Genomic DNA, 20,285 nt, shown 5'->3' with positions numbered 1-20,285 from the left:
GAATCAGAAAATGATCATCGAAGTCAAAGTTCCGCAACTTTCGGAGTCCGTCTCCGAGGCAACCCTGGTGAGCTGGCATTTCAAGGAAGGCGAAGCCGTCAAGCGCGATCAGAACCTGATCGATATCGAGACCGACAAGGTCGTGCTGGAAACCCCAGCGCCTGCTGATGGCGTGCTGATCAAGATCATCAAGAGCGATGGTGCAACGGTAGCCAGTGGCGATCTGATCGCCCAGATCGATACCGAAGCAAGCGCGGGTGTCAGCTCTACTCCCGCTGCCGCACTCGCTTCGGCAACGGCAGCCCCGGCCTCTACCACGACGAATGTGCCCGGCATGGGGCCGGCTGCCCGCAAGATTCTGGCCGAGAAGGGGATTGACCCCGCTGCGGCGCAAGGCTCTGGCCCAGGCGGGCGGGTGACGAAGTCGGACGCTTTGGGTCTGGTCAAGCCTGCTGCGGGGAGTTCTGTTGCCGCGCCGCCCGTTGCGGTTGCAGCGGCACCGGCAGCCCCTGCCGCCAGTCTGCCCCAGCCACCTGTGCCCGTGGCGGTGGAAGCCGTATTGGCCGACCGCCCCGAGCAACGTGTGCCGATGAGCCGCCTGCGTGCCCGCGTTGCCGAACGCTTGCTGCAATCCCAGGCCACCAACGCCATCCTGACCACCTTCAACGAGGTGAACATGGCGCCGGTGATGGAGTTGCGTAAGAAGTATCTGGAGAAGTTCGAGAAGGAACATGGTATCCGTCTGGGTTTCATGTCCTTTTTCGTCAAGGCTGCCGTGGCTGCGCTCAAGAAGTACCCGGTACTCAATGCATCCGTGGATGGCAATGACATTGTCTATCACGGCTACTTTGACATTGGTATTGCAGTCGGCTCGCCGCGTGGGCTGGTGGTGCCGATCCTGCGTAATGCAGATCAGATGAGTATTGCTCAGATTGAGAAGAAGATCGCTGAATTTGGCGCCAAAGCCAAGGATGGTAAGCTCTCCATTGAGGAACTGACTGGCGGCACCTTCTCGATCTCCAATGGTGGCGTGTTCGGCTCCATGCTTTCCACCCCCATTATCAATCCGCCGCAATCGGCGATCCTGGGCATTCATGCCACCAAGGACCGCCCGGTGGTTGAGAATGGGCAGATCGTGATCCGCCCGATCAACTATCTGGCCATGTCTTATGATCACCGCATCATCGACGGGCGTGAGGCCGTGCTTGGGCTTGTGGCAATGAAAGAGGCGCTCGAAGACCCAGCCCGCTTGTTGCTTGAGATCTAAGAGTCAAATACAGACGACGAGGCGCATTCCCCTGTGTCCCGTCGTTGAAAACTGCTTATCCCGAGGATAGGAAATGAGCCAAGAATTTGATGTCGTAGTCATCGGCGGTGGCCCAGCCGGATATGTTGCCGCGATTCGTGCTGCGCAACTGGGCCTTAAGACCGCGTGTTGCGAATACAATGCCTATGCCGATCCCAAAGGCGAGCCACGCCTGGGCGGCACCTGCCTGAACGTGGGCTGCATCCCCTCCAAGGCGCTGTTGCATTCGTCCGAGTTGTACCATCAGGCCGAGCATTCCTTCATCATGCACGGCATCAAGATGGAAGGCGTGTCGATTGATGTACCTTCCATGGTGCGGCGCAAGGACAATATCGTCAATCAGCTTACCCAGGGTATCAAGGGCCTGTTCAAGAAATACAAGGTCACCTTCCTGCCCGGTCTGGGCAGCTTTGTCGCGCAGGCGGATGGCAAATGGCAGGTCAAAGTGGGGGAAGAGGTTGTGACCACCACCCATGTGATCATCGCCACCGGTTCCCGGGCACGTCATCTGCCGGGTATCAAGGTTGATCAGAAGCTGATCGTGGACAACGAAGGCGCCTTGTCGACCACCGAAGTACCCAAGCGCCTGGGCGTGATTGGTGCCGGGGTGATCGGCCTGGAAATGAGTTCTGTGTGGAAGCGTCTGGGCTCGCAGGTCACCATTCTTGAAGCTGCACCGGATTTTCTCGCTGCGGCCGACACCGCTGTCACCAAGGAAGCCTGGAAGATCTTCACCAAGAAGCAGGGCCTGGATATCCAGTTGGGCATCCAGATCAAGGATGTGAAGGTTGGTGAAAATACGGTTGTCATCCAGTACGAGAATGACGATGGCGACCAGACCCTGGAAGTCGACAAGCTGATTGTAGCCGTGGGGCGCGTGCCCAATACCGATGGCTTGAATGCTGAAGTCGTAGGGCTGCAGCTTGATGACCGTGGCCGGATCAAGGTGGATGCGCATTGCGCGACCAATCTGCCCAATGTGTGGGCGGTGGGCGATGTCGTGCCCGGCCCGATGCTGGCGCACAAGGGGATGGAAGAAGGGGTGATGGTGGCCGAATGCATCGTAGGGCAGGCAGGCCATGTGAATTATGACGCCATTCCCTGGGTGATCTACACCCAGCCGGAAGTCGCCTGGGTGGGTAAGACCGAGCAGCAACTCAAGGCCGAGAACATTCCGTTCAAGCAGGGGCAGATTCCCTTTCAGGCCAATGGACGCGCCTTGGGCCAAGGGGATACCACTGGGTTTGTGAAGGTGCTCGCACACAGCGAAACCGACCAGATCCTGGGGGTGCATATTATCGGTGCAAGCGCCTCCGAACTGATTGCCGAGGCCGTGGTGGCGATGGAGTTCGGCGGTGCGGCCGAGGATCTGGCCCGCATCGCACATGCTCACCCCACCTTGTCTGAAGTCATGCATGAAGCAGCTTTGGCCGTGGATAAACGCTCCTTGCACTTCTGATTCACGTGCTATGCTGATGTGGTAACAGGAAAGGGGAATGAGTATAGGCTCTTCCCCTTTCTTCACTTGAAGTCCTTGTTGGTTGCATCAAATGTCTGCCCACACGATTCTGAATGTACCTGAACATGGCGTCCGTGATGCCTACGAACGCTTGTTGAGTGAGCGCGGCTATAAGGCCGATACCGCGCAGTTGACGGCGATTGCGCGCTTGCAGCGTCTGTATGATGAATTGATCGATTTCAAGGCCAGACGCCGTACCCGACTGCGCAAACTGTTCATTCATCCTGATTTGCCGCGCAGCGTGTATCTGTGGGGTGGGGTGGGGCGTGGCAAGAGCTTCATCATGGATGCGTTCTTTGAAGCGCTGCCTTATCGACGCAAACGGCGTGTGCACTTCCATGCCTTCATGCAGGATATTCACGCCCAGATGCGTGCCCACAAGAGTGAGCCTGATCCCTTGGCCCGTGTGGCTGATATCCTGGCTGTGCAGGTTCGCTTGCTGTGCTTTGACGAATTCCATGTTTCGGACATCGCGGACGCCATGATCCTTGGGCGTCTGATGGAAGCCTTGTTCCAGCGCGGCGTGGTATTCGTGATGACATCCAATTACCCGCCGGAGGGGCTGTATCCCAACGGCCTGCAGCGGCAGAATTTCCTGCCTACCATTGAACTGATGAAGCGTCAGTTCGATGTGTTGGAGGTGGATGATGGCACGGATTACCGCATGCGTTCGCTCTCACGTATGCAACTGTATATCGTCCCTGGAGGAGAGGCCGCGAACCATGATTTGGCGGCTCACTTTCAGGAGATTGCGGGGGAGGTTGGCACGCCCGGTGAAATCACGGTGCTGGAGCGCCAGATTTCCGCCCGCCGCATCGCGCCTGGGGTGATCTGGTTCGATTTTGCCGAGCTGTGTGAAGGGCCGCGCTCCCAGAACGATTATCTGGAAATTGCCCGCGAGTACCATACCGTAGTGCTTTCGGATGTGCCGCAGATGGCACGTTCGCAAGCGAACGAAGCACGGCGTTTTACCTGGTTGATTGATGTGCTGTATGACTGTCGGGTCAAGCTTATCCTGAGTGCGCAGGTGGGCGCACATATGCTGTACCGGGAAGGCCCGAATGCGCAGGAGTTTCCGCGTACCGTATCGCGTCTGGTCGAGATGCGCACGCGTGAATATCTGGCTGAGCCCCATCGGCCACAATAGTTCGATGCACAGCTTGGCAGAGTCCGATTTTGGGTATCGGGCTTTGCTCATTTCCTGCCATCTGGCGTAGCGCTTTGCCGTTCTGCATCGTTCCGATGTGAACCACGAATACCTTGATGTCTTTGTCGCCTATACCGGTCCACGCTAGGCCGCCAGCAGAAATTTTTCATTGAGATGCTCTTGAACCGTAAAGGCAGGGGCGGGTATGTGAAAAAATGTGTCTTGTGTTGAACAAGTCGCCCAGTGGCATTGCTGATGGCTGCTTTTCCTGCGCGATTGGCAACGCATAAACAACGGGACGAGGAAAATGGCGCTATGCTTCTATCTTGGCCAGTTCAAAGGGGACAGGAATGTTTGAGTCTGCTGAAGTGGGGCATTTCATCGATAAAAAGACCTTTCGCCAGGAAGAGGAAGTCCTGAGAAAAGAATTGCTGACTGCACAGAATGCCTTGCGTGAGTTGGGCAAATTCCCAGTCGTGCTGCTGATCTCCGGCGTGGATGGGGCGGGCAAGGGGGAGACGATTTCCACCCTGTACGAATGGATGGACCCGCGTTATCTATCCACCCTGGCATTTGCCGACCCCAGTGACGAAGAGCGCGAACGGCCCTACATGTGGCGCTATTGGCGCGCCTTGCCACCCAAAGGGCGGATTGGGATATTTTCCGGCTCCTGGTATTCCATTCCCATTACCCAGCGCATAGCGCGTGAGATGACACGTGGGGAACTGGATAATCGCCTCGACCAGATCAATCGGTTCGAGTCGATGCTGGTCAACGAAGGGGCGTTGGTATTGAAGTTCTGGTTCCATCTTTCCAAGGAAGGGCAGAAGGTTCGCCTCAAGAAGCTGGAAAAGGACCCACGTACCGCATGGCGGGTGACTAAGTTATCGTGGGAGCGCACCAAAACCTATGATGACCTTCAGGATGTGGCCGGCCACGTCTTGCGCGTGAGCAATACGGCCTGGGCACCGTGGATCATTGTGGATGGCACGGATGACAATTACCGTAACCTGCGTGTAGGCAAGGCCTTGCTGGATGCCTTGAAGCAACGCCTGGAAAGCCCCATGGGGCAAAGCGTGGCTGTAGCGCCACCGATCACGCCGCGCATTGATGATCGCAACGTCATTACCGCGCTGGATCTGAGCCAATCTTTTACCGCCAAAGAATACGACCGCGAACTTGCCAAGTGGCAGGGACGCCTGTTGAGTTTGTCGCGTGACAAGCGCTTTGCCAAACGCTCACTGGTACTTGCTTTTGAAGGCATGGATGCAGCGGGCAAGGGCGGGGCGATTCGACGCATTACCACGGCACTGGACCCGCGTCAGTATCAGATTGTGCCGATTGCCGCACCAAGCGACGAAGAGCGGGCGCAACCCTATCTATGGCGATTCTGGCGGCATATTCCTCGGCAGGGGCGGGTAACGATTTTTGATCGCTCGTGGTATGGTCGTGTGCTGGTTGAGCGTATTGAGGGCTTCTGCTCAGAAGCTGATTGGTTGCGCGCTTATGCTGAAATCAACGATTTTGAGCATGAACTGGTGGAGGCGGGCGCCGTTGTACTCAAGTTCTGGCTGCAGATTGATCAGGAAGAGCAGTTGCGTCGCTTCAAGGAGCGCGAGGAGATTGAGCACAAGCGCTTCAAGATTACAGAGGAAGACTGGCGCAATCGGGATAAATGGGATGCCTATCAGGCCGCAGCCGTGGATATGATTGACCGCACCAGCACAGGGCAGGCACCATGGGTTGTGGTGGAGGCCAATGACAAGGGTTTTACCAGGGTAAAAATCCTCAAAGCAGTTTGTCAGAGCCTGGAAGCAGCCTTGGAACAGGATTGAAGCAACGGTATTGACCCGGAGGTTATGGATGTCTCGATTTTTGGCGGAGCCGGAATACAAGCACGGCTCCATGCAGCGTGTTGGCATATTATTGGTGAACCTTGGTTCCCCTGAGGCGCCAACGCCCAAGGCTGTACGCAAGTATCTGGCTGAATTCCTGTGGGACCCGCGTGTGGTGGAAGTGCCGCGCCCGCTGTGGTGGCTGATCCTTAACGGCATTATCCTCACGACCCGGCCGGCAAAGTCCGCTGCCAAATATGCCAAGGTGTGGACCAAGTATGGTTCGCCCCTGCGGATACATACGGAAAACCAAGCCAAGATGCTGGCTGGGTACTTTATGCAGGATGGGGCGAAAGATGTGGTGGTGGAATATGCCATGCGTTATGGCGAACCATCGGTTGAAAATGCGCTCCTCAAACTCAAGGCGAAGCAGTGCAACCGTATTTTGGTTGTACCCCTGTATCCGCAGTATGCCGCCAGTACCACCGCAAGCGTGTTCGACGCGGTAGCCCAGGCCATGCTCAAGATTCGCAATCTGCCCGAAATCCGCCTGATGCGTAGCTTCTGCGACCACCCAGCCTATATCGAAGCGCAGGCCTTGCAGTTGATTGATCACTGGAAACGTGAGGGCATCCCGGACAAATTGGTGATGAGTTTTCATGGTGTGCCACGTGCTTCCCTGGATAAAGGGGACCCGTATTTCTGTGAATGCCACAAAACTGCGCGGCTCTTGGCTGAATATCTTTCACTCAAGCCTGAGCAGTATGTGGTGACATTTCAATCCCGCTTTGGGCGTGCTGAATGGTTGCAACCCTATACGGAGCCGACGCTGCGCGAATTGGCCAAGAAAGGCGTGGGGACGGTGGATGTGGTCTGCCCCGGCTTTGTGTCTGATTGCCTTGAAACACTGGAAGAAATCTCTTTGGAGGGCAAGGAGGCTTTCCTGTCTTCAGGCGGGAAGTTTTTCCGCTATGTGCCTTGCCTGAATGAGCGGCATGAGTTCATTGTGGTGTTGCGCACCATTGCCCGGGAGCATATTTCGGACTGGCTATCCAAAACCCCGCCTACGCAGGATGAATGTGTGGCTTCTGCCATGCGGGCGGCTCGTTTGGGCGCGAAACAATGATTGGGATGGATGGCAACAAAAAAGCGACCACTATGGTCGCTTTTTTGTTGGGTGTGGTCTGCTCAGTCCGCATCCGTGCGATTGACACGGCGCTGGCGCACGCCTTCGGCCAGCGTTTCGAGCAGGCCGATTGAATCTTCCCAGCCGATGCAGGCATCGGTGACGCTCAGGCCGTATTCCAACTGCTTGCCCGGCTTCAGGTCTTGGCGACCTTCGACCAGGTTGGATTCGCACATGATGCCGAAAATACGGTCATCGCCTGCTGCAAGTTGCTGCGCCACATCCTTGGCGACATCCATCTGCAACTTGTATTGCTTGCGGCTGTTGGCATGCGAGAAATCGATCATCACCTTGGATGCCACCCCCGAGGCAGCCAAGTCTTTGCAAGCCTTGTCGACGCTGCCTGCGTCATAATTTGGCTCTTTGCCACCGCGCAGGATCACATGGCAATCCTCGTTGCCTGCGGTCGATACGATAGCCGAATGCCCAGCCTTGGTTACAGAGAGGAAGTGGTGCGGAGATTGTGCTGCCTTGATGGCGTCAACAGCAATTTTCACGTTGCCGTCCGTGCCATTCTTGAAGCCGACTGGACAGGAGAGTCCCGAAGCCAGCTCACGGTGCACCTGGCTTTCTGTGGTTCGGGCGCCGATAGCCCCCCAGGAGATCAGATCCGCAATGTATTGTGGAGTGATCATGTCCAGGAATTCCGTGGCAGCGGGCAACCCCAGTTCGTTGATTTCCCACAGCAGCTTGCGGGCCAGACGCAGGCCGTCGTTGATGCGGAAACTCTTGTCCATGTTGGGGTCGTTGATCAAGCCCTTCCAGCCCACCGTGGTGCGTGGTTTCTCAAAGTACACCCGCATGGCGATCAGCAGGTCATCCTTGAAGCGCGCAGCCTGTTCCTTGAGCTTGCGCGCATAGTCGACGGCTGCTGCCGGATCGTGGATGGAGCAGGGGCCGATGATGACCAGCAGACGGTCGTCAGCGCCATACAGAATGCGATGAATGTCCCGCCGGGCATCAAATGCGGTTTGTGCGGCTTGAGCCGTGACCGGAAACTCACGCAGGACGTGGCTGGGGGGCAGAAGCTCCTTGATCTCACGGATACGGACATCGTCGATATGAAGCAAGGTTGAGGCATTCATCTTGTGTACGGATAATGAGGTGCGAAACCTCAGATTCTAGCCCAGCAAGGCGCATTTGCCGCCTATTAAGGCGATATGAAGCCCAAAGCGTTTGCTGGTATTGACGCAGGCGGAAGAAATCCCCATAATGCTGATCTTTACTTATCCAGCGCTGTTCGCTCCTTGAAATGGGAAGTTTCTACTTTGGACTCTTGCTTGTAGTGCACGTGTTGGTCGGCGCAGCCATCATTGGTTTTGTGTTGATGCAGCATGGTAAGGGTGCGGATATGGGGGCGGCGTTTGGTAGTGGCGCTTCGGGGAGTCTTTTTGGCTCATCCGGGTCGGCGAACTTCCTCAGTCGCACGACCGCAGTGCTAGCTACGATATTCTTTATCACGAGCCTGTCTCTGACCTACTTGGCGAGCAACCGTGGTCAGCATGGCCCGAAGAGCTTGATGGAAGGTGTGGCGGCTCAATCTGCTCCGGTGGCTTCCTCGGCTCCGGCAGCAGGCGATAAAGGCCAGAACGTACCTAAGTAATACACAAGGTTTTCCCTTGGCGGCCTAGAGCCTGTCAGGTATAATAAGTATTAAAGATTTACAAGCAGTGCCGACGTGGTGAAATTGGTAGACACGCCATCTTGAGGGGGTGGTGGCGCAAGCCGTATGAGTTCGAGTCTCATCGTCGGCACCAGAGAGATTAAAACGCCCGCTCCAAGCGGGCGTTTTTCGAGAGGCAGGGTGTTCTTATGGAAGCAGTGATGCTAGATAGCTACTTTCCCGTTCTGCTTTTTGTGGTGGTTGGTGTTGCCATTGGCATCGCGCCATTGGTACTCGGCCACTTGCTAGCCCCCAACAGACCAGACCCAGAAAAATTATCTCCCTACGAATGTGGGTTTGACGCCTTTGAAGATGCGCGCATGCGCTTCGACGTGCGTTATTATCTGATCGCAATTCTATTCATCCTGTTCGATCTTGAAGTAGCGTTTCTGCTGCCTTGGGCATCGATTGTGAAAGAATTGGCGGGCGACAGTTCGGTTCGTCTGTTCGGGTTCTTTGAAATGCTTGTGTTTCTCGGAATTCTCGTGGTTGGATATGTGTACGTCTGGAAGAAGGGCGCTCTCGACTGGGAGTAGTTGTACTGCCGCTTCTTTTGGCGCCCACGTCTATGAGGGGTCGCTGTGAGTATCGAAGGAGTGTTTTCCGAAGGGTTTATGACCACGTCGCTGGATGCCGTCATCAACTGGACGCGTACCGGCTCCCTGTGGCCCATGACCTTTGGCTTGGCCTGCTGTGCGGTGGAGATGATCCACGCAGGCTGTTCCCGCTATGACCTTGACCGCTTTGGGGTCGTTTTCCGTCCGAGTCCTCGTCAATCCGATCTGATGATTGTTGCAGGTACGCTTTGCAACAAGATGGCACCTGCCTTGCGCCGGGTGTATGATCAAATGGCAGAGCCCCGTTGGGTGATCTCCATGGGCTCCTGCGCCAATGGCGGCGGTTACTACCATTATTCCTATTCTGTTGTTCGCGGGTGCGACCGTATCGTGCCTGTGGACGTCTATGTGCCCGGATGCCCGCCAACGGCTGAAGCCTTGGTCTATGGGATCATCCAGCTGCAAAACAAGATTCGCAAAACCAATACGATAGCCCGCTGACGGGTGGAGCCAGAATGACAAAGCTGGAGCGTCTCGCGCAAGTGCTCGAAAATGTGTTGGCGGGCAGGCTGTCTGCCGTCACTGTGGACCGTGATGAGATTACGGCCGAGGTGACCGCCTCCGAGTACCTGAATGTTGCGCAGATCTTGCGTGACCACGAAGAACTTGCCTTTGAGCAATTGATTGACCTGTGTGGCGTGGACTACGCGGGTTACGGCGGTTCCCGCAGCCATGCCAAACGGTTTGCGGCTGTATCCCACCTGTTGTCTTTGCGCCATAACTGGCGGTTGCGCTTGCGGGTGTATGCCGATGACGACGAGTTCCCGGTTGTGGCCTCGGTCAATGACATCTGGTCCTCGGCCAATTGGTTCGAGCGTGAAGCTTTTGATTTCTTTGGCATCATGTTTGAGGGGCACCCCGATCTGCGGCGCATCCTCACCGATTATGGCTTTGTGGGCCATCCGTTCCGCAAGGATTTCCCTGTTTCCGGGTTCATGGAAATGCGTTATGACGCAGAACAGGGCCGCGTGATCTACCAGCCGGTAACGATTGAGCCGCGTGAGATTACTCCGCGCATCGTCCGTGAAGAGTCTTATGGGGGCGCCCGTGGCTGAAATTCGTAATTACACAATCAACTTTGGGCCACAGCACCCCGCAGCGCACGGCGTGTTGCGCTTGGTGCTGGAGCTTGATGGCGAAGTGGTTGAACGCGCTGATCCGCATATTGGTCTTTTGCATCGCGGCACGGAAAAACTCGCTGAAACACGCACCTGGATTCAGTCGGTGCCCTACATGGATCGGCTCGACTATGTGTCCATGATGAGCAATGAGCATGCGTATTGCATGGCAATCGAACGTCTGCTGGGTATTGAAGTGCCGCTGCGCGCACAATACATCCGCGTGATGTTCGATGAGATCACCCGTCTGCTCAATCACCTGTTGAACATCGGTACGCATGCCCTGGATATCGGCGCCATGACCATGGTGCTCTACACCTTCCGTGAGCGTGAGGATCTGATGGATGCGTATGAGGCTGTCTCAGGTGCTCGTATGCATGCTGCGTATTATCGCCCGGGTGGTGTGTATCGTGATCTGCCCGATGCCATGCCCAAGTACGCAGTCTCCAAATTCAAAAATGCTGGACGGGTAAAGGAACTGAATGCCGCGCGTGAAGGTTCACTGCTGGATTTCCTGGATGATTTCACGCAGCGCTTCCCGAAGTATTTGGCTGAATACCACACCCTGCTGACGGATAACCGTATCTGGAAGCAGCGTACCGTGGGCATCGGCGTGGTCTCCCCCGAGCGTGCCAAGTCCCTAGGTTTCACGGGGGCGATGTTGCGTGGCTCCGGCATTCTGTGGGATCTGCGCAAAATGCAGCCCTATGAAGTCTATGACAAGCTGGATTTCGATATTCCGGTGGGCGTCAATGGCGATTGCTACGATCGCTATCTGGTGCGCATGGAAGAAATGAGGCAGAGCAACCGTATCATCCGCCAGTGTATCGAGTGGCTGCGTGCCAACCCCGGTCCGGTGATTACGGATAATTACAAGGTCGCCCCGCCCAAGCGCGAGCAGATGAAGAGCAATATGGAGGAGTTGATCCACCACTTCAAGCTCTTCACCGAAGGTATGCATGTGCCTGAAGGCGAGGCTTATGCGGCAGTGGAACATCCGAAGGGTGAGTTTGGTGTGTATGCCATCTCCGACGGAGCCAACAAGCCCTGGCGCCTGAAATTGCGCGCGCCAGGTTTTGCCCACTTGGCAGCGATGGAAGAAATGGCCAAGGGCCACATGATTGCAGACGTGGTGGCAATCATCGGTACCATGGATATTGTGTTTGGCGAGATCGACCGCTGAGAACTGACTGATTATGTTGAGCGCTGAATCCCTGCGGTCCATTGACCGCGAAGTGAGCAAATACCCCACTGACCAGAAGCAGTCGGCGGTGATGGGGGCGCTGCGCATTGCGCAGCAGGAAAAGCGCTGGCTTTCCAGCGAAACGATTGAAGAAGTGGCCAATTACCTTGGCATGCCTCCTATGGCTGTGTATGAGGTGGCAAGCTTCTACAACATGTACGATCTCAAGCCCGTGGCCGAGCACAAGATCACCGTGTGCACCAATCTGCCCTGCGCCCTCTCCGGTGCCGTCGATGCGGCTGAATATCTCAAGGCCAAGCTTGGGATCGGCTTCAACGAAACCACGGCAGACGGCAAATTCACCCTCAAGGAAGGTGAATGCATGGGCGCCTGCGGCGATGCGCCTGTGATGCTGCACAACAACCACAAGATGTGCTGCAAGATGACCACGGTGGAAATCGACAAGCTCATCGAGGAGTTGTCCAAATGAGCGCCACCAAGAATGGAATGCTGATACTGGCCAATCTGGATGGTGATCGCAGTTGGGGCCTGGATGACTACGTCAAGCGCGGTGGTTATGCAGCGCTCAAAAAGATCGTCGCCGACAAGACTGCGCCTGAAGATGTGATCGCCACGCTGAAAGCCTCCAATCTGCGTGGGCGCGGTGGTGCGGGCTTCCCCACCGGCCTGAAGTGGAGCTTCATGCCGAAGGCTTATACCGGGCCGAAGTATGTTGTCTGTAATTCGGATGAAGGCGAGCCGGGCACTTTCAAGGATCGTGACATCCTGCGTTACAACCCGCATGCCGTGATTGAAGGCATGATCATCGCGGGTTATGCGATGGGGTGCGTGGCAGGCTACAACTACATTCACGGCGAAATCTTCGAAATCTACGAGCGTTTCGAGCAAGCGCTGGCCGAAGCACGCGCAGCCGGATTGTTGGGGCAGCGTATCCTCGGTTCCGATTTCAGTTTCGACCTCTTCGCCCATCACGGCTATGGCGCCTATGTGTGCGGTGAAGAAACCGGTCTGCTGGAGTCGCTTGAAGGCAAAAAGGGGCAGCCGCGCTACAAGCCGCCGTTCCCCGCCAGTTTCGGCCTGTATGGCAAGCCGACTACAATCAACAACACCGAAACCTTCGCCTCTGTTCCCTTTATCCTGAACATGGGGCCAGAAGCCTTCCTGGGATTGGGCAAGCCGAACAACGGCGGCACCAAGATTTTCTCGGTGTCCGGCCACGTCAATCGTCCGGGCAACTACGAGGTTTCCCTGGGTACTCCGTTTGCCACACTGCTGGAAATGGCAGGTGGCGTGCGCGGTGGTCGCAAGCTCAAGGCAGTGATCCCCGGCGGCTCTTCCGCCCCGGTGTTGCCTGCGAACATCATCATGGAGACCACCATGGATTACGATGCCATCGCCAAGGCCGGCTCAATGCTGGGTTCCGGCGCGGTGATCGTAATGGATGAATCCACCTGCATGGTCAAGGCACTTGAACGCTTGTCCTACTTCTATTTTGAAGAGTCCTGCGGCCAGTGCACCCCCTGCCGTGAGGGTACGGGCTGGATGTATCGCATGATGCACCGGATCGAGAACGGGCAGGGCAGGCCGGATGATCTCGCCCTCCTGGACAATGTTGCTGAGAACATCATGGGGCGCACCATCTGTGCCCTGGGGGATGCGGCGGCGATGCCGGTGCGTGGCTTCCTCAAGCACTACCGCGACGAGTTCGCGTATCACATTGAAAACAAGCGCTGTCTGGTTCCGGTGGAATTGCAGCGTGAAGGCAGTCGGATTTACGTGGCCCAGGATTGAGCATGCTAGAGATCGAAATCGACGGCCAGAAAGTGGAAGTGGCGCCCGGCAGCACCGTGATGGAAGCTGCGCACAAAATCGGCAAGCACATTCCGCATTTCTGCTACCACAAGAAACTGTCCATCGCCGCCAACTGCCGCATGTGTCTGGTAGAGGTGGAGAAGATGCCCAAGGCCGTGCCTGCCTGTGCTACGCCTGTGGCCGCAGACATGAAGGTCACCACCAATTCGGAAAAGGCGACCAAGGCACAGCGTGCGGTCATGGAGTTCCTGCTCATCAATCACCCGCTGGATTGCCCGATCTGTGACCAGGGTGGTGAATGCCAGTTGCAGGATCTTGCGGTGGGCTACGGAGCCTCTGCTTCGCGCTACCAGGAAGAAAAGCGTGTCGTGTTCAACAAGAACCTCGGCCCGCTGATCAATACCGACATGACGCGTTGCATCCATTGCTCGCGTTGCGTGCGTTTTGGTCAGGAAATCTCCGGCGTGATGGAGCTGGGGATCGCGGGTCGTGGCGAACACTCCGAGGTGATGGCCTTTATCGATCGCTCGGTGGATTCCGAACTCTCCGGTAACGCCATTGATCTATGCCCGGTTGGCGCGCTCACCTCCAAGCCTTTCCGCTTCGGTGCCCGCTCCTGGGAAATGACGCGTTACAAATCTGTGGCTCCGCATGATTCGCTAGGTGCCAACATCGTTGCGCAGGTCAAGCATGGCAAAGTCATGCGTGTGCTGCCGCTGGAAAATGAAGAGATCAACGAATGCTGGATCTCGGACAAGGATCGTTTCTCCTACGAAGGTCTGTATGCCGAAGACCGCCTGACTGCACCGCAGATCAAGCATGATGGGCAATGGCATACCGTGGATTGGCAGACGGCGCTCGAATACGTGGTCCGTACGCTCAAGGATATCAAGGGTGAATTCGGTGCCGAGCAGATCGCAGCGCTGGTTTCCCCACATAGCACGGTTGAGGAACAGTTCCTGGCTCAAAAGCTCTTGCGTGCCTTGGGTTCCGACAACATTGACAGCCGCCTGCGCCAAAGTGACTTTTCGCTAGATGGAAAGCGCAAGGGCGCGCCCTGGCTGGGTCTGCCCGTTGCCGAGTTGAGTACTCTGGATGCCACCCTCGTGATCGGCAGTTTCCTGCGCAAGGATCACCCGCTGATGGCGCAACGCCTGCGCCAATCCGTGCGGCGTGGCGGCAAGCTCGCTCGCGTCAATGCCTATGGCGATGACTGGCTGATCCCGCTGGCTGCGCAAGCCGTAGTGGCTCCCGCCGCTATTGTTGGCAAGCTTGCCGAAGTGTTGGCGGCACTGGTCGCCACGACTGGTACTGCAGCGGCTGAATCTTGCGTCGCCCTGCTTGCCTTGGTGAAGGTGGGGGAAGACGCCCAGGCGATAGCGGATGCCCTGTTGCAAGGACAGAAGCGTGCGGTGTTCCTGGGTAATCTGGCTGTGCAACACCCGAACGCGGCTTCAATCCAGGTGCTAGCTGGTGAGATTGCCCGTCTGGCAGGTGCCACGCTCGGCGTGCTGGGCGAAGCTGCTAATAGCACAGGTGCCTATCTGGCGAAGGCCGTGCCGCAGACTGGCTTGAATGCGAAGGAGATGTTCACTTCGCTGCGTAAGGCTTATGTTCTGCTTGGGGTTGAACCCGTACTCGACTCTGCCGATGGTGCTGCCGCCAGGGCAGCGCTGGCACAGGCTGGCAGCGTGATTCACCTGGGCAGCTTTGTCGGTCAGGCCCGCGAATATGCGGATGTGTTGTTGCCGATTGCTCCGTTTGCCGAGACCTCTGGCACGTTTGTGAGCGCCGAAGGTCGTGTTCAGTCCTTCAACGCCGTAGCAACCCCGGTGGGCGAGACCCGACCGGCCTGGAAGGTACTGCGCGTGCTGGGCAATCTGTTCGGCTTGGAAGGTTTCGACTACGATTCCTCCGAGCAGGTGCGTGCAGAAGCGCTGCCGGAGGATGTGGCAGCGGCCCTGAGCAATGCGTCCGAAAGCGTGCAGCCCAAGCTGGATAAGGTCCCTGCTGGTTTGCAGCGCATTGCTGACGTTCCCCTGTATTTTGCTGACCCCCTGGTACGACGGGCAACTTCCTTGCAGAAGACGCGTGATGCTGCAGCCCCGGCGCTGCGTGCCCATGCCAGCACCTTGCAGGCTCTGGGGCTGACGGACAAGGCTGAAGCCCGGGTGAAATCCGTAGCCGGTGAAGCCGTGCTGCGTGTGCTTGCAGATGCAGCCGTGCCTGCCGGATGTGTGCGGGTCTCGACAGCGCATGCCTCGACTGTGGCTTTGGGTAGCCAATTTGCCGAACTCAGCGTGGAGCAGATCTAATGCTTGAACAGATTCAGACATTTGGCACCCATCTCCTCGGCCCGACCCTGTGGGCCTTGGTGTGGACGCTGGTCAAGATCGTCGTCATCGTCGCCCCCTTGATGGGCTGTGTGGCTTACCTCACGCTGCTTGAGCGCAAGGTGATCGGCTACATCCAGGTGCGGATCGGCCCGAACCGTGTGGGTCCGTTCGGCCTGCTGCAACCAGTGGCGGATGGCATCAAGCTGATGTTCAAGGAAATCATCCTGCCGTCCCGCGCCAGCAAGGGGCTGTTTTTCATCGGCCCGATCATGGCGATTGCTCCAGCAATGGCTGCCTGGGCTGTGGTGCCGTTCTCCAAGAACCTGATTCTGGCGGACATCAATGCGGGCCTGCTGTATGTGATGGCGATCACCTCTTTCGGGGTATATGGCGTGATCATTTCCGGTTGGGCCTCGAACTCCAAGTATGCTTTCCTGGGGGCGATGCGTTCAGCCGCGCAGATGGTGTCCTACGAACTGGCGATGGGCTTCGCGCTGGTGTGCGTGCTGATGATTTCGGGTTCTTTGAACCTCAATGACATTGTAATGGCGCAAAACCAAGGGATCTTTGCCAGCAAAGGGCTTGGCTTCCTGAGCTGGAACTGGCTGCCGCTGCTGCCGATGTTCCTGGTCTACCTGATCTCGGGGGTGGCTGAAACCAACCGCGCACCGTTTGACGTGGTGGAGGGCGAGTCCGAAATCGTTGCCGGACACATGATCGAATACTCCGGGATGGCCTTTGCGCTGTTCTTCCTGGCCGAATATGCCAACATGATCCTGGTGTCGGCCCTGACTGCAACCTTCTTCCTGGGCGGATGGCTCTCTCCAGTGGGCTTCCTGCCGGATGGCCTGTTCTGGCTGGCGGCCAAGATCTTTGTCATCCTGCTGTTGTTTTTGTGGGTGCGGGCGACATTCCCCCGTTTTCGTTATGACCAGATCATGCGTCTGGGTTGGAAGGTGTTCATCCCGCTTGCATTGGCTTGGGTAATCATCACTGGCGCCTGGGTCATGTCGCCGCTGTCGATCTGGAAGTGAGAACATGAGCGTTGTCAGACGATTTTTTGGCTCCGTCCTGTTGACGGAATTGATTCAGGGCCTGGCCCTGACGGGACGGCACTTCTTTGCCCGCAAGATCACCGTTCAGTTTCCGGAAGAAAAAACGCCGCAAAGCCCGCGTTTCCGTGGCCTGCACGCCTTGCGCCGCTACCCCAACGGGGAAGAGCGCTGCATTGCCTGCAAGTTGTGTGAAGCGGTCTGCCCGGCCATGGCAATCACGATCGAGTCTGCCCAGCGTGATGACGGTTCGCGCCGTACTACGCGTTACGATATTGATCTGACCAAGTGCATTTTCTGTGGTTTCTGCGAGGAAGCCTGCCCGGTTGATGCCATTGTTGAAACACGGGTATTCGAGTATCACGGCGAGAAACGCGGCGATCTCTACTACACCAAGCAGATGCTGCTGGCGGTGGGGGATCGTTACGAGGCGCAGATTGCCGAAGATCGCCAGACCGAGGCGAAGTATCGCTGAACGCCGCCTACAGAGGATTACATGGACTTCACCTTTACTTCTGTTTGTTTTTACCTCTTCGCCGCCATCACGGTGTTTGCCGGGTTATGCGTGATCACTACGCGTAACCCAGTGCATGCGGTGCTCTACCTTGTGTTGGCATTCTTTACCACAGGTATGATCTGGATGCTCATGCAGGCGGAGTTTCTCGCCATCGCCATCGTGCTGATCTATATCGGCGCGGTGATGGTCTTGTTCCTGTTCGTGGTGATGATGCTGGATATCAACATCGAGCGGGTACGCGAAGGCTTCTGGCGCTATCTGCCCCTGGGTCTGATCGTGGCCCTGGTAATGGCCGCCGAGATGGCTCTGGTGCTCAACGGCAAGTATTTCCGTGCCGAAAACATGCCCTCGCCAGTGTCGCTGCCTGCGCAGTTCAGCAATACGAAGATGTTGGCGACGCTTATTTTCACCAATTATGCGTATCCGTTTGAATTAGCTTCTCTGCTGCTGTTGGTGGCGATGATTGCAGCTGTGATGCTCACCTTGCGTCATCGTAAGGGCGTGCGCTACATGGAGCCGTCTGAGCAGATTGCCGTCCGCGCCGAAGATCGCATGGTGGTGCATTCGATCCCGGCGCAGACCAAGGATTTCGTGGAGACCCCGGCTGGAGAAACAGACAAATGAATGTGCCTCTCTCTCACGTTTTGATTTTTGCAGCGCTGCTGTTTTCCATTGGTGTCATGGGTCTGTTTCTAAACCGCAAGAACCTGATTGTCTTGCTGATGGCCATTGAACTGATGCTGCTGGCAGTCAATATCAACTTTGTTGCCTTCTCCACCTATCTGGGGGATGCGGCAGGCCAGATCTTTGTGTTCTTCATCCTGACGGTGGCAGCGGCGGAGTCAGCCATCGGCTTGGCGATTCTGGTTGTGCTGTTCCGTAATTTGCGTTCCATTCATGTTGATGATCTCGACAGTCTGAAGGGTTGAGAACAGATGACTTCCATGCAGAACCTCTATCTTCTCGTCCCCTTGGCGCCGCTGGTCGGAGCCATTCTGGCGGGCCTGTTTGGTAAACAGATTGGTCGCTCGGGTGCGCACATTGTTACGATTCTTGGGGTGGCCGCAGCCTTTGTGGCTTCCCTGTTGATCTATTTCGATGTGCAGGCGGGTCATACTTTCAATGGCGCCTTGTACACCTGGGCCACTTCGGGAGACCTCAAGTTTGAGATCGGCTTCCTGATCGACAATCTGACTGTCATGATGATGCTGGTGGTCACCTTCGTGTCGTTGATGGTGCACATCTACACCATCGGCTACATGGCCGAAGACCCTGGTTATCAACGCTTCTTTAGCTACATCTCGCTGTTTACCTTCTCGATGCTGATGCTCGTGATGAGCAACAACTTCCTGCAACTGTTCTTCGGTTGGGAAGCGGTAGGCTTGGTCTCTTACCTGCTGATCGGCTTCTGGTATACACGCCCCACAGCCATTTATGCCAACCTCAAGGCCTTCCTGGTCAACCGGGTGGGGGACTTCGGTTTCCTGTTGGGCATCGGCCTGATCGCGGCTTCTGCCAATACGCTCGATTATGCCCAGGTGTTTGCCAAGGCTCCGCAACTGGTCGAGATGGTGGTGCCCTCCACCGGCTGGCCTTTGCTCACGGCAGCCTGTATCTGCCTGTTCATCGGCGCGATGGGTAAATCCGCACAGGTGCCGTTGCACGTGTGGCTGCCTGATTCGATGGAAGGCCCAACCCCCATCTCCGCATTGATCCACGCTGCCACCATGGTGACGGCCGGGATCTTCATGGTGGCGCGCATGTCGCCGCTGTTTGAATTGTCGGAAACGGCCTTGTCCTTCGTGATGATCATCGGTGCCACCACGGCCTTGTTCATGGGCTTCCTGGGGATCGTGCAGAACGACATCAAGCGTGTGGTGGCTTACTCCACCTTGTCCCAACTGGGTTACATGACAGTGGCCTTAGGCGCTTCCGCTTATTCTGCCGCCGTGTTCCACCTGATGACCCATGCATTCTTCAAGGCTCTGCTCTTCCTGGGCGCGGGTTCGGTGATCATCGGCATGCACCATGATCAGGACATGCGCAACATGGGCGGGCTGTGGAAGTACATGAAGGTGACCTGGATCACATCGTTGATTGGTTCTGTGGCGCTGATTGGTGTGCCCTTCACCTCGGGCTTCTATTCAAAGGATTCGATTATTGAAGCCGTGCAGCTCTCGCATCTGCCCGGTTCTGGCTACGCCTATTTCTGTGTGATTGCCGGGGTGTTCGTCACCGCCTTCTACTCGTTCCGCATGTACTTCATGGTTTTCCATGGCAAGGAACGTTTTGGTCATGCCCATGATCACCATGGTGATCACGCGGACGAAGAGGCGACTACGGACCACCACCATGGTCTGGCTCCCGGCGAGAAGCCGCATGAGTCGCCCTGGGTGGTGACCCTGCCGCTGGTTCTGCTGGCGATTCCTTCGCTCATCATTGGCTTCTTCACAATTGATCCTATGCTCTTTGGTGACTGGTTCAAAGGGGCGATCAAGATTGCTGAGTCCCACAATGTGTTGGGTGAGATCGGAAGCGAGTTTCATGGTCCGTTCAACATGGCTACGCATGGTTTGGCCCAGTTGCCGTTCTGGTTGGCCATGGCAGGAGTCGGGCTGTCGTGGTTCTTCTACCTGAAGCGCCCGGATATTCCGGCAGCGATCCAAAAGCGTTTTTCCTGGATTTATACCTTGCTGGAAAACAAGTACTACTTCGACCGTTTCAACGAAGTGGTGTTTGCTGCGGGTGCCCGGATGTTGGGACGTGGTCTGTGGCGGGCAGGGGATCAGACCTTGATCGATGGTCTGATCGTCAACGGCAGTGCCCGTCTGGTTGCTTCGATTTCGCAACTGAGCCGTGGCCTGCAAAGCGGTCTGGTTTATCAGTATGCATTCTGGATGATTCTCGGCTTGGTGTTGCTGTTGGTGGCATGGTTGCCTTACCTGATGGCCGGGCTGCGTGCGTCCTGATGTA

19 protein-coding genes and 1 tRNA gene are annotated in these 20,285 nt (G+C 56.6%); 19 read left to right on the top strand and 1 reads right to left on the bottom strand.

Annotation, left to right across the window (positions count from 1 at the left end; genetic code table 11):
- Positions 1–10: 10 nt before the first annotated feature.
- From odhB to hemH, 5 genes are all read left to right on the top strand, one after another.
- Positions 11–1,267, top strand: a complete 1,257-nt coding sequence (odhB, locus tag B145_RS0106155) for a 2-oxoglutarate dehydrogenase complex dihydrolipoyllysine-residue succinyltransferase (protein WP_018605931.1) — start codon at positions 11–13, stop codon at positions 1,265–1,267.
- 73 nt (positions 1,268–1,340) lie between these two features.
- Positions 1,341–2,765 (top strand): dihydrolipoyl dehydrogenase, encoded by a 1,425-nt coding sequence (lpdA, locus tag B145_RS0106150; RefSeq protein ID WP_018605930.1) that lies wholly within the window; start codon positions 1,341–1,343, stop codon positions 2,763–2,765.
- A 91-nt stretch (positions 2,766–2,856) separates the two neighbouring features.
- Entirely contained in the window at positions 2,857–3,972 is a 1,116-nt protein-coding gene (zapE, locus tag B145_RS0106145; protein WP_018605929.1) for a cell division protein ZapE, read from the top strand.
- 350 nt (positions 3,973–4,322) lie between these two features.
- The gene (gene pap, locus B145_RS0106140; RefSeq protein WP_018605928.1) at positions 4,323–5,807 is read left to right on the top strand and encodes a polyphosphate:AMP phosphotransferase; all 1,485 of its coding nucleotides are present in this window, start codon (positions 4,323–4,325) and stop codon (positions 5,805–5,807) included.
- A 28-nt stretch (positions 5,808–5,835) separates the two neighbouring features.
- Positions 5,836–6,933: a ferrochelatase gene (gene hemH, locus B145_RS0106135; protein WP_018605927.1), complete on the top strand. Its 1,098-nt coding sequence runs from the start codon at positions 5,836–5,838 to the stop codon at positions 6,931–6,933.
- A 62-nt stretch (positions 6,934–6,995) separates the two neighbouring features.
- Here hemH and aroG read toward each other — a convergent pair whose 3' ends face one another.
- Positions 6,996–8,078 (bottom strand): 3-deoxy-7-phosphoheptulonate synthase AroG, encoded by a 1,083-nt coding sequence (gene aroG / locus B145_RS0106130; RefSeq protein WP_018605926.1) that lies wholly within the window; start codon positions 8,076–8,078, stop codon positions 6,996–6,998.
- A gap of 167 nt (positions 8,079–8,245) precedes the next feature.
- Between aroG and secG the strand changes: the two genes are divergently transcribed.
- From secG to nuoL, 14 genes are all read left to right on the top strand, one after another.
- On the top strand, positions 8,246–8,596 hold the full coding sequence (gene secG / locus B145_RS0106125; RefSeq protein ID WP_018605925.1) for a preprotein translocase subunit SecG: 351 nt from the start codon (positions 8,246–8,248) through the stop codon (positions 8,594–8,596).
- Positions 8,597–8,665: 69 nt separating this feature from the next.
- Positions 8,666–8,750: transfer RNA gene (locus tag B145_RS0106120), tRNA-Leu, on the top strand.
- A 67-nt stretch (positions 8,751–8,817) separates the two neighbouring features.
- Complete coding sequence (locus B145_RS0106115; RefSeq protein ID WP_026258876.1) at positions 8,818–9,192, top strand: NADH-quinone oxidoreductase subunit A; 375 nt, start codon at positions 8,818–8,820, stop codon at positions 9,190–9,192.
- Between the two features lie 45 nt (positions 9,193–9,237).
- Complete coding sequence (locus B145_RS0106110) at positions 9,238–9,714, top strand: NuoB/complex I 20 kDa subunit family protein (protein ID WP_026258875.1); 477 nt, start codon at positions 9,238–9,240, stop codon at positions 9,712–9,714.
- A 14-nt stretch (positions 9,715–9,728) separates the two neighbouring features.
- A complete protein-coding gene (locus B145_RS0106105) occupies positions 9,729–10,328 on the top strand; it encodes an NADH-quinone oxidoreductase subunit C (protein WP_018605922.1) in 600 nt (199 codons plus the stop codon).
- Positions 10,321–11,574 carry an NADH-quinone oxidoreductase subunit D gene (locus tag B145_RS0106100; RefSeq protein ID WP_026258874.1) on the top strand — a complete coding sequence of 418 codons (1,254 nt, stop codon included), beginning with the start codon at positions 10,321–10,323 and terminating at the stop codon, positions 11,572–11,574. Before B145_RS0106105 ends, B145_RS0106100 begins: the two co-directional genes overlap by 8 nt.
- 13 nt (positions 11,575–11,587) lie before the next feature.
- Positions 11,588–12,064 (top strand): NADH-quinone oxidoreductase subunit NuoE, encoded by a 477-nt coding sequence (gene nuoE, locus B145_RS0106095; RefSeq protein ID WP_018605919.1) that lies wholly within the window; start codon positions 11,588–11,590, stop codon positions 12,062–12,064.
- The gene (gene nuoF / locus B145_RS0106090; RefSeq protein WP_018605918.1) at positions 12,061–13,386 is read left to right on the top strand and encodes an NADH-quinone oxidoreductase subunit NuoF; all 1,326 of its coding nucleotides are present in this window, start codon (positions 12,061–12,063) and stop codon (positions 13,384–13,386) included. The genes nuoE and nuoF overlap by 4 nt, the downstream gene beginning before the upstream one ends.
- A gap of 2 nt (positions 13,387–13,388) precedes the next feature.
- Complete coding sequence (gene nuoG, locus B145_RS0106085) at positions 13,389–15,722, top strand: NADH-quinone oxidoreductase subunit NuoG (RefSeq protein WP_018605917.1); 2,334 nt, start codon at positions 13,389–13,391, stop codon at positions 15,720–15,722.
- On the top strand, positions 15,722–16,777 hold the full coding sequence (gene nuoH / locus B145_RS0106080; RefSeq protein ID WP_018605916.1) for an NADH-quinone oxidoreductase subunit NuoH: 1,056 nt from the start codon (positions 15,722–15,724) through the stop codon (positions 16,775–16,777). Before nuoG ends, nuoH begins: the two co-directional genes overlap by 1 nt.
- A 4-nt stretch (positions 16,778–16,781) precedes the next feature.
- The gene (gene nuoI / locus B145_RS0106075; RefSeq protein WP_018605915.1) at positions 16,782–17,270 is read left to right on the top strand and encodes an NADH-quinone oxidoreductase subunit NuoI; all 489 of its coding nucleotides are present in this window, start codon (positions 16,782–16,784) and stop codon (positions 17,268–17,270) included.
- Between the two features lie 21 nt (positions 17,271–17,291).
- Entirely contained in the window at positions 17,292–17,936 is a 645-nt protein-coding gene (locus tag B145_RS0106070) for an NADH-quinone oxidoreductase subunit J (protein ID WP_018605914.1), read from the top strand.
- The gene (nuoK, locus tag B145_RS0106065) at positions 17,933–18,241 is read left to right on the top strand and encodes an NADH-quinone oxidoreductase subunit NuoK (protein ID WP_018605913.1); all 309 of its coding nucleotides are present in this window, start codon (positions 17,933–17,935) and stop codon (positions 18,239–18,241) included. The genes B145_RS0106070 and nuoK overlap by 4 nt, the downstream gene beginning before the upstream one ends.
- A gap of 6 nt (positions 18,242–18,247) precedes the next feature.
- The gene (nuoL, locus tag B145_RS0106060) at positions 18,248–20,281 is read left to right on the top strand and encodes an NADH-quinone oxidoreductase subunit L (RefSeq protein WP_018605912.1); all 2,034 of its coding nucleotides are present in this window, start codon (positions 18,248–18,250) and stop codon (positions 20,279–20,281) included.
- Positions 20,282–20,285: the final 4 nt, after the last annotated feature.

The sequence above is a fragment of the Uliginosibacterium gangwonense DSM 18521 genome (genome assembly GCF_000373965.1).
Lineage (GTDB): Bacteria > Pseudomonadota > Gammaproteobacteria > Burkholderiales > Rhodocyclaceae > Uliginosibacterium > Uliginosibacterium gangwonense.
This window is presented reverse-complemented; position numbering and strand designations above follow the sequence as displayed.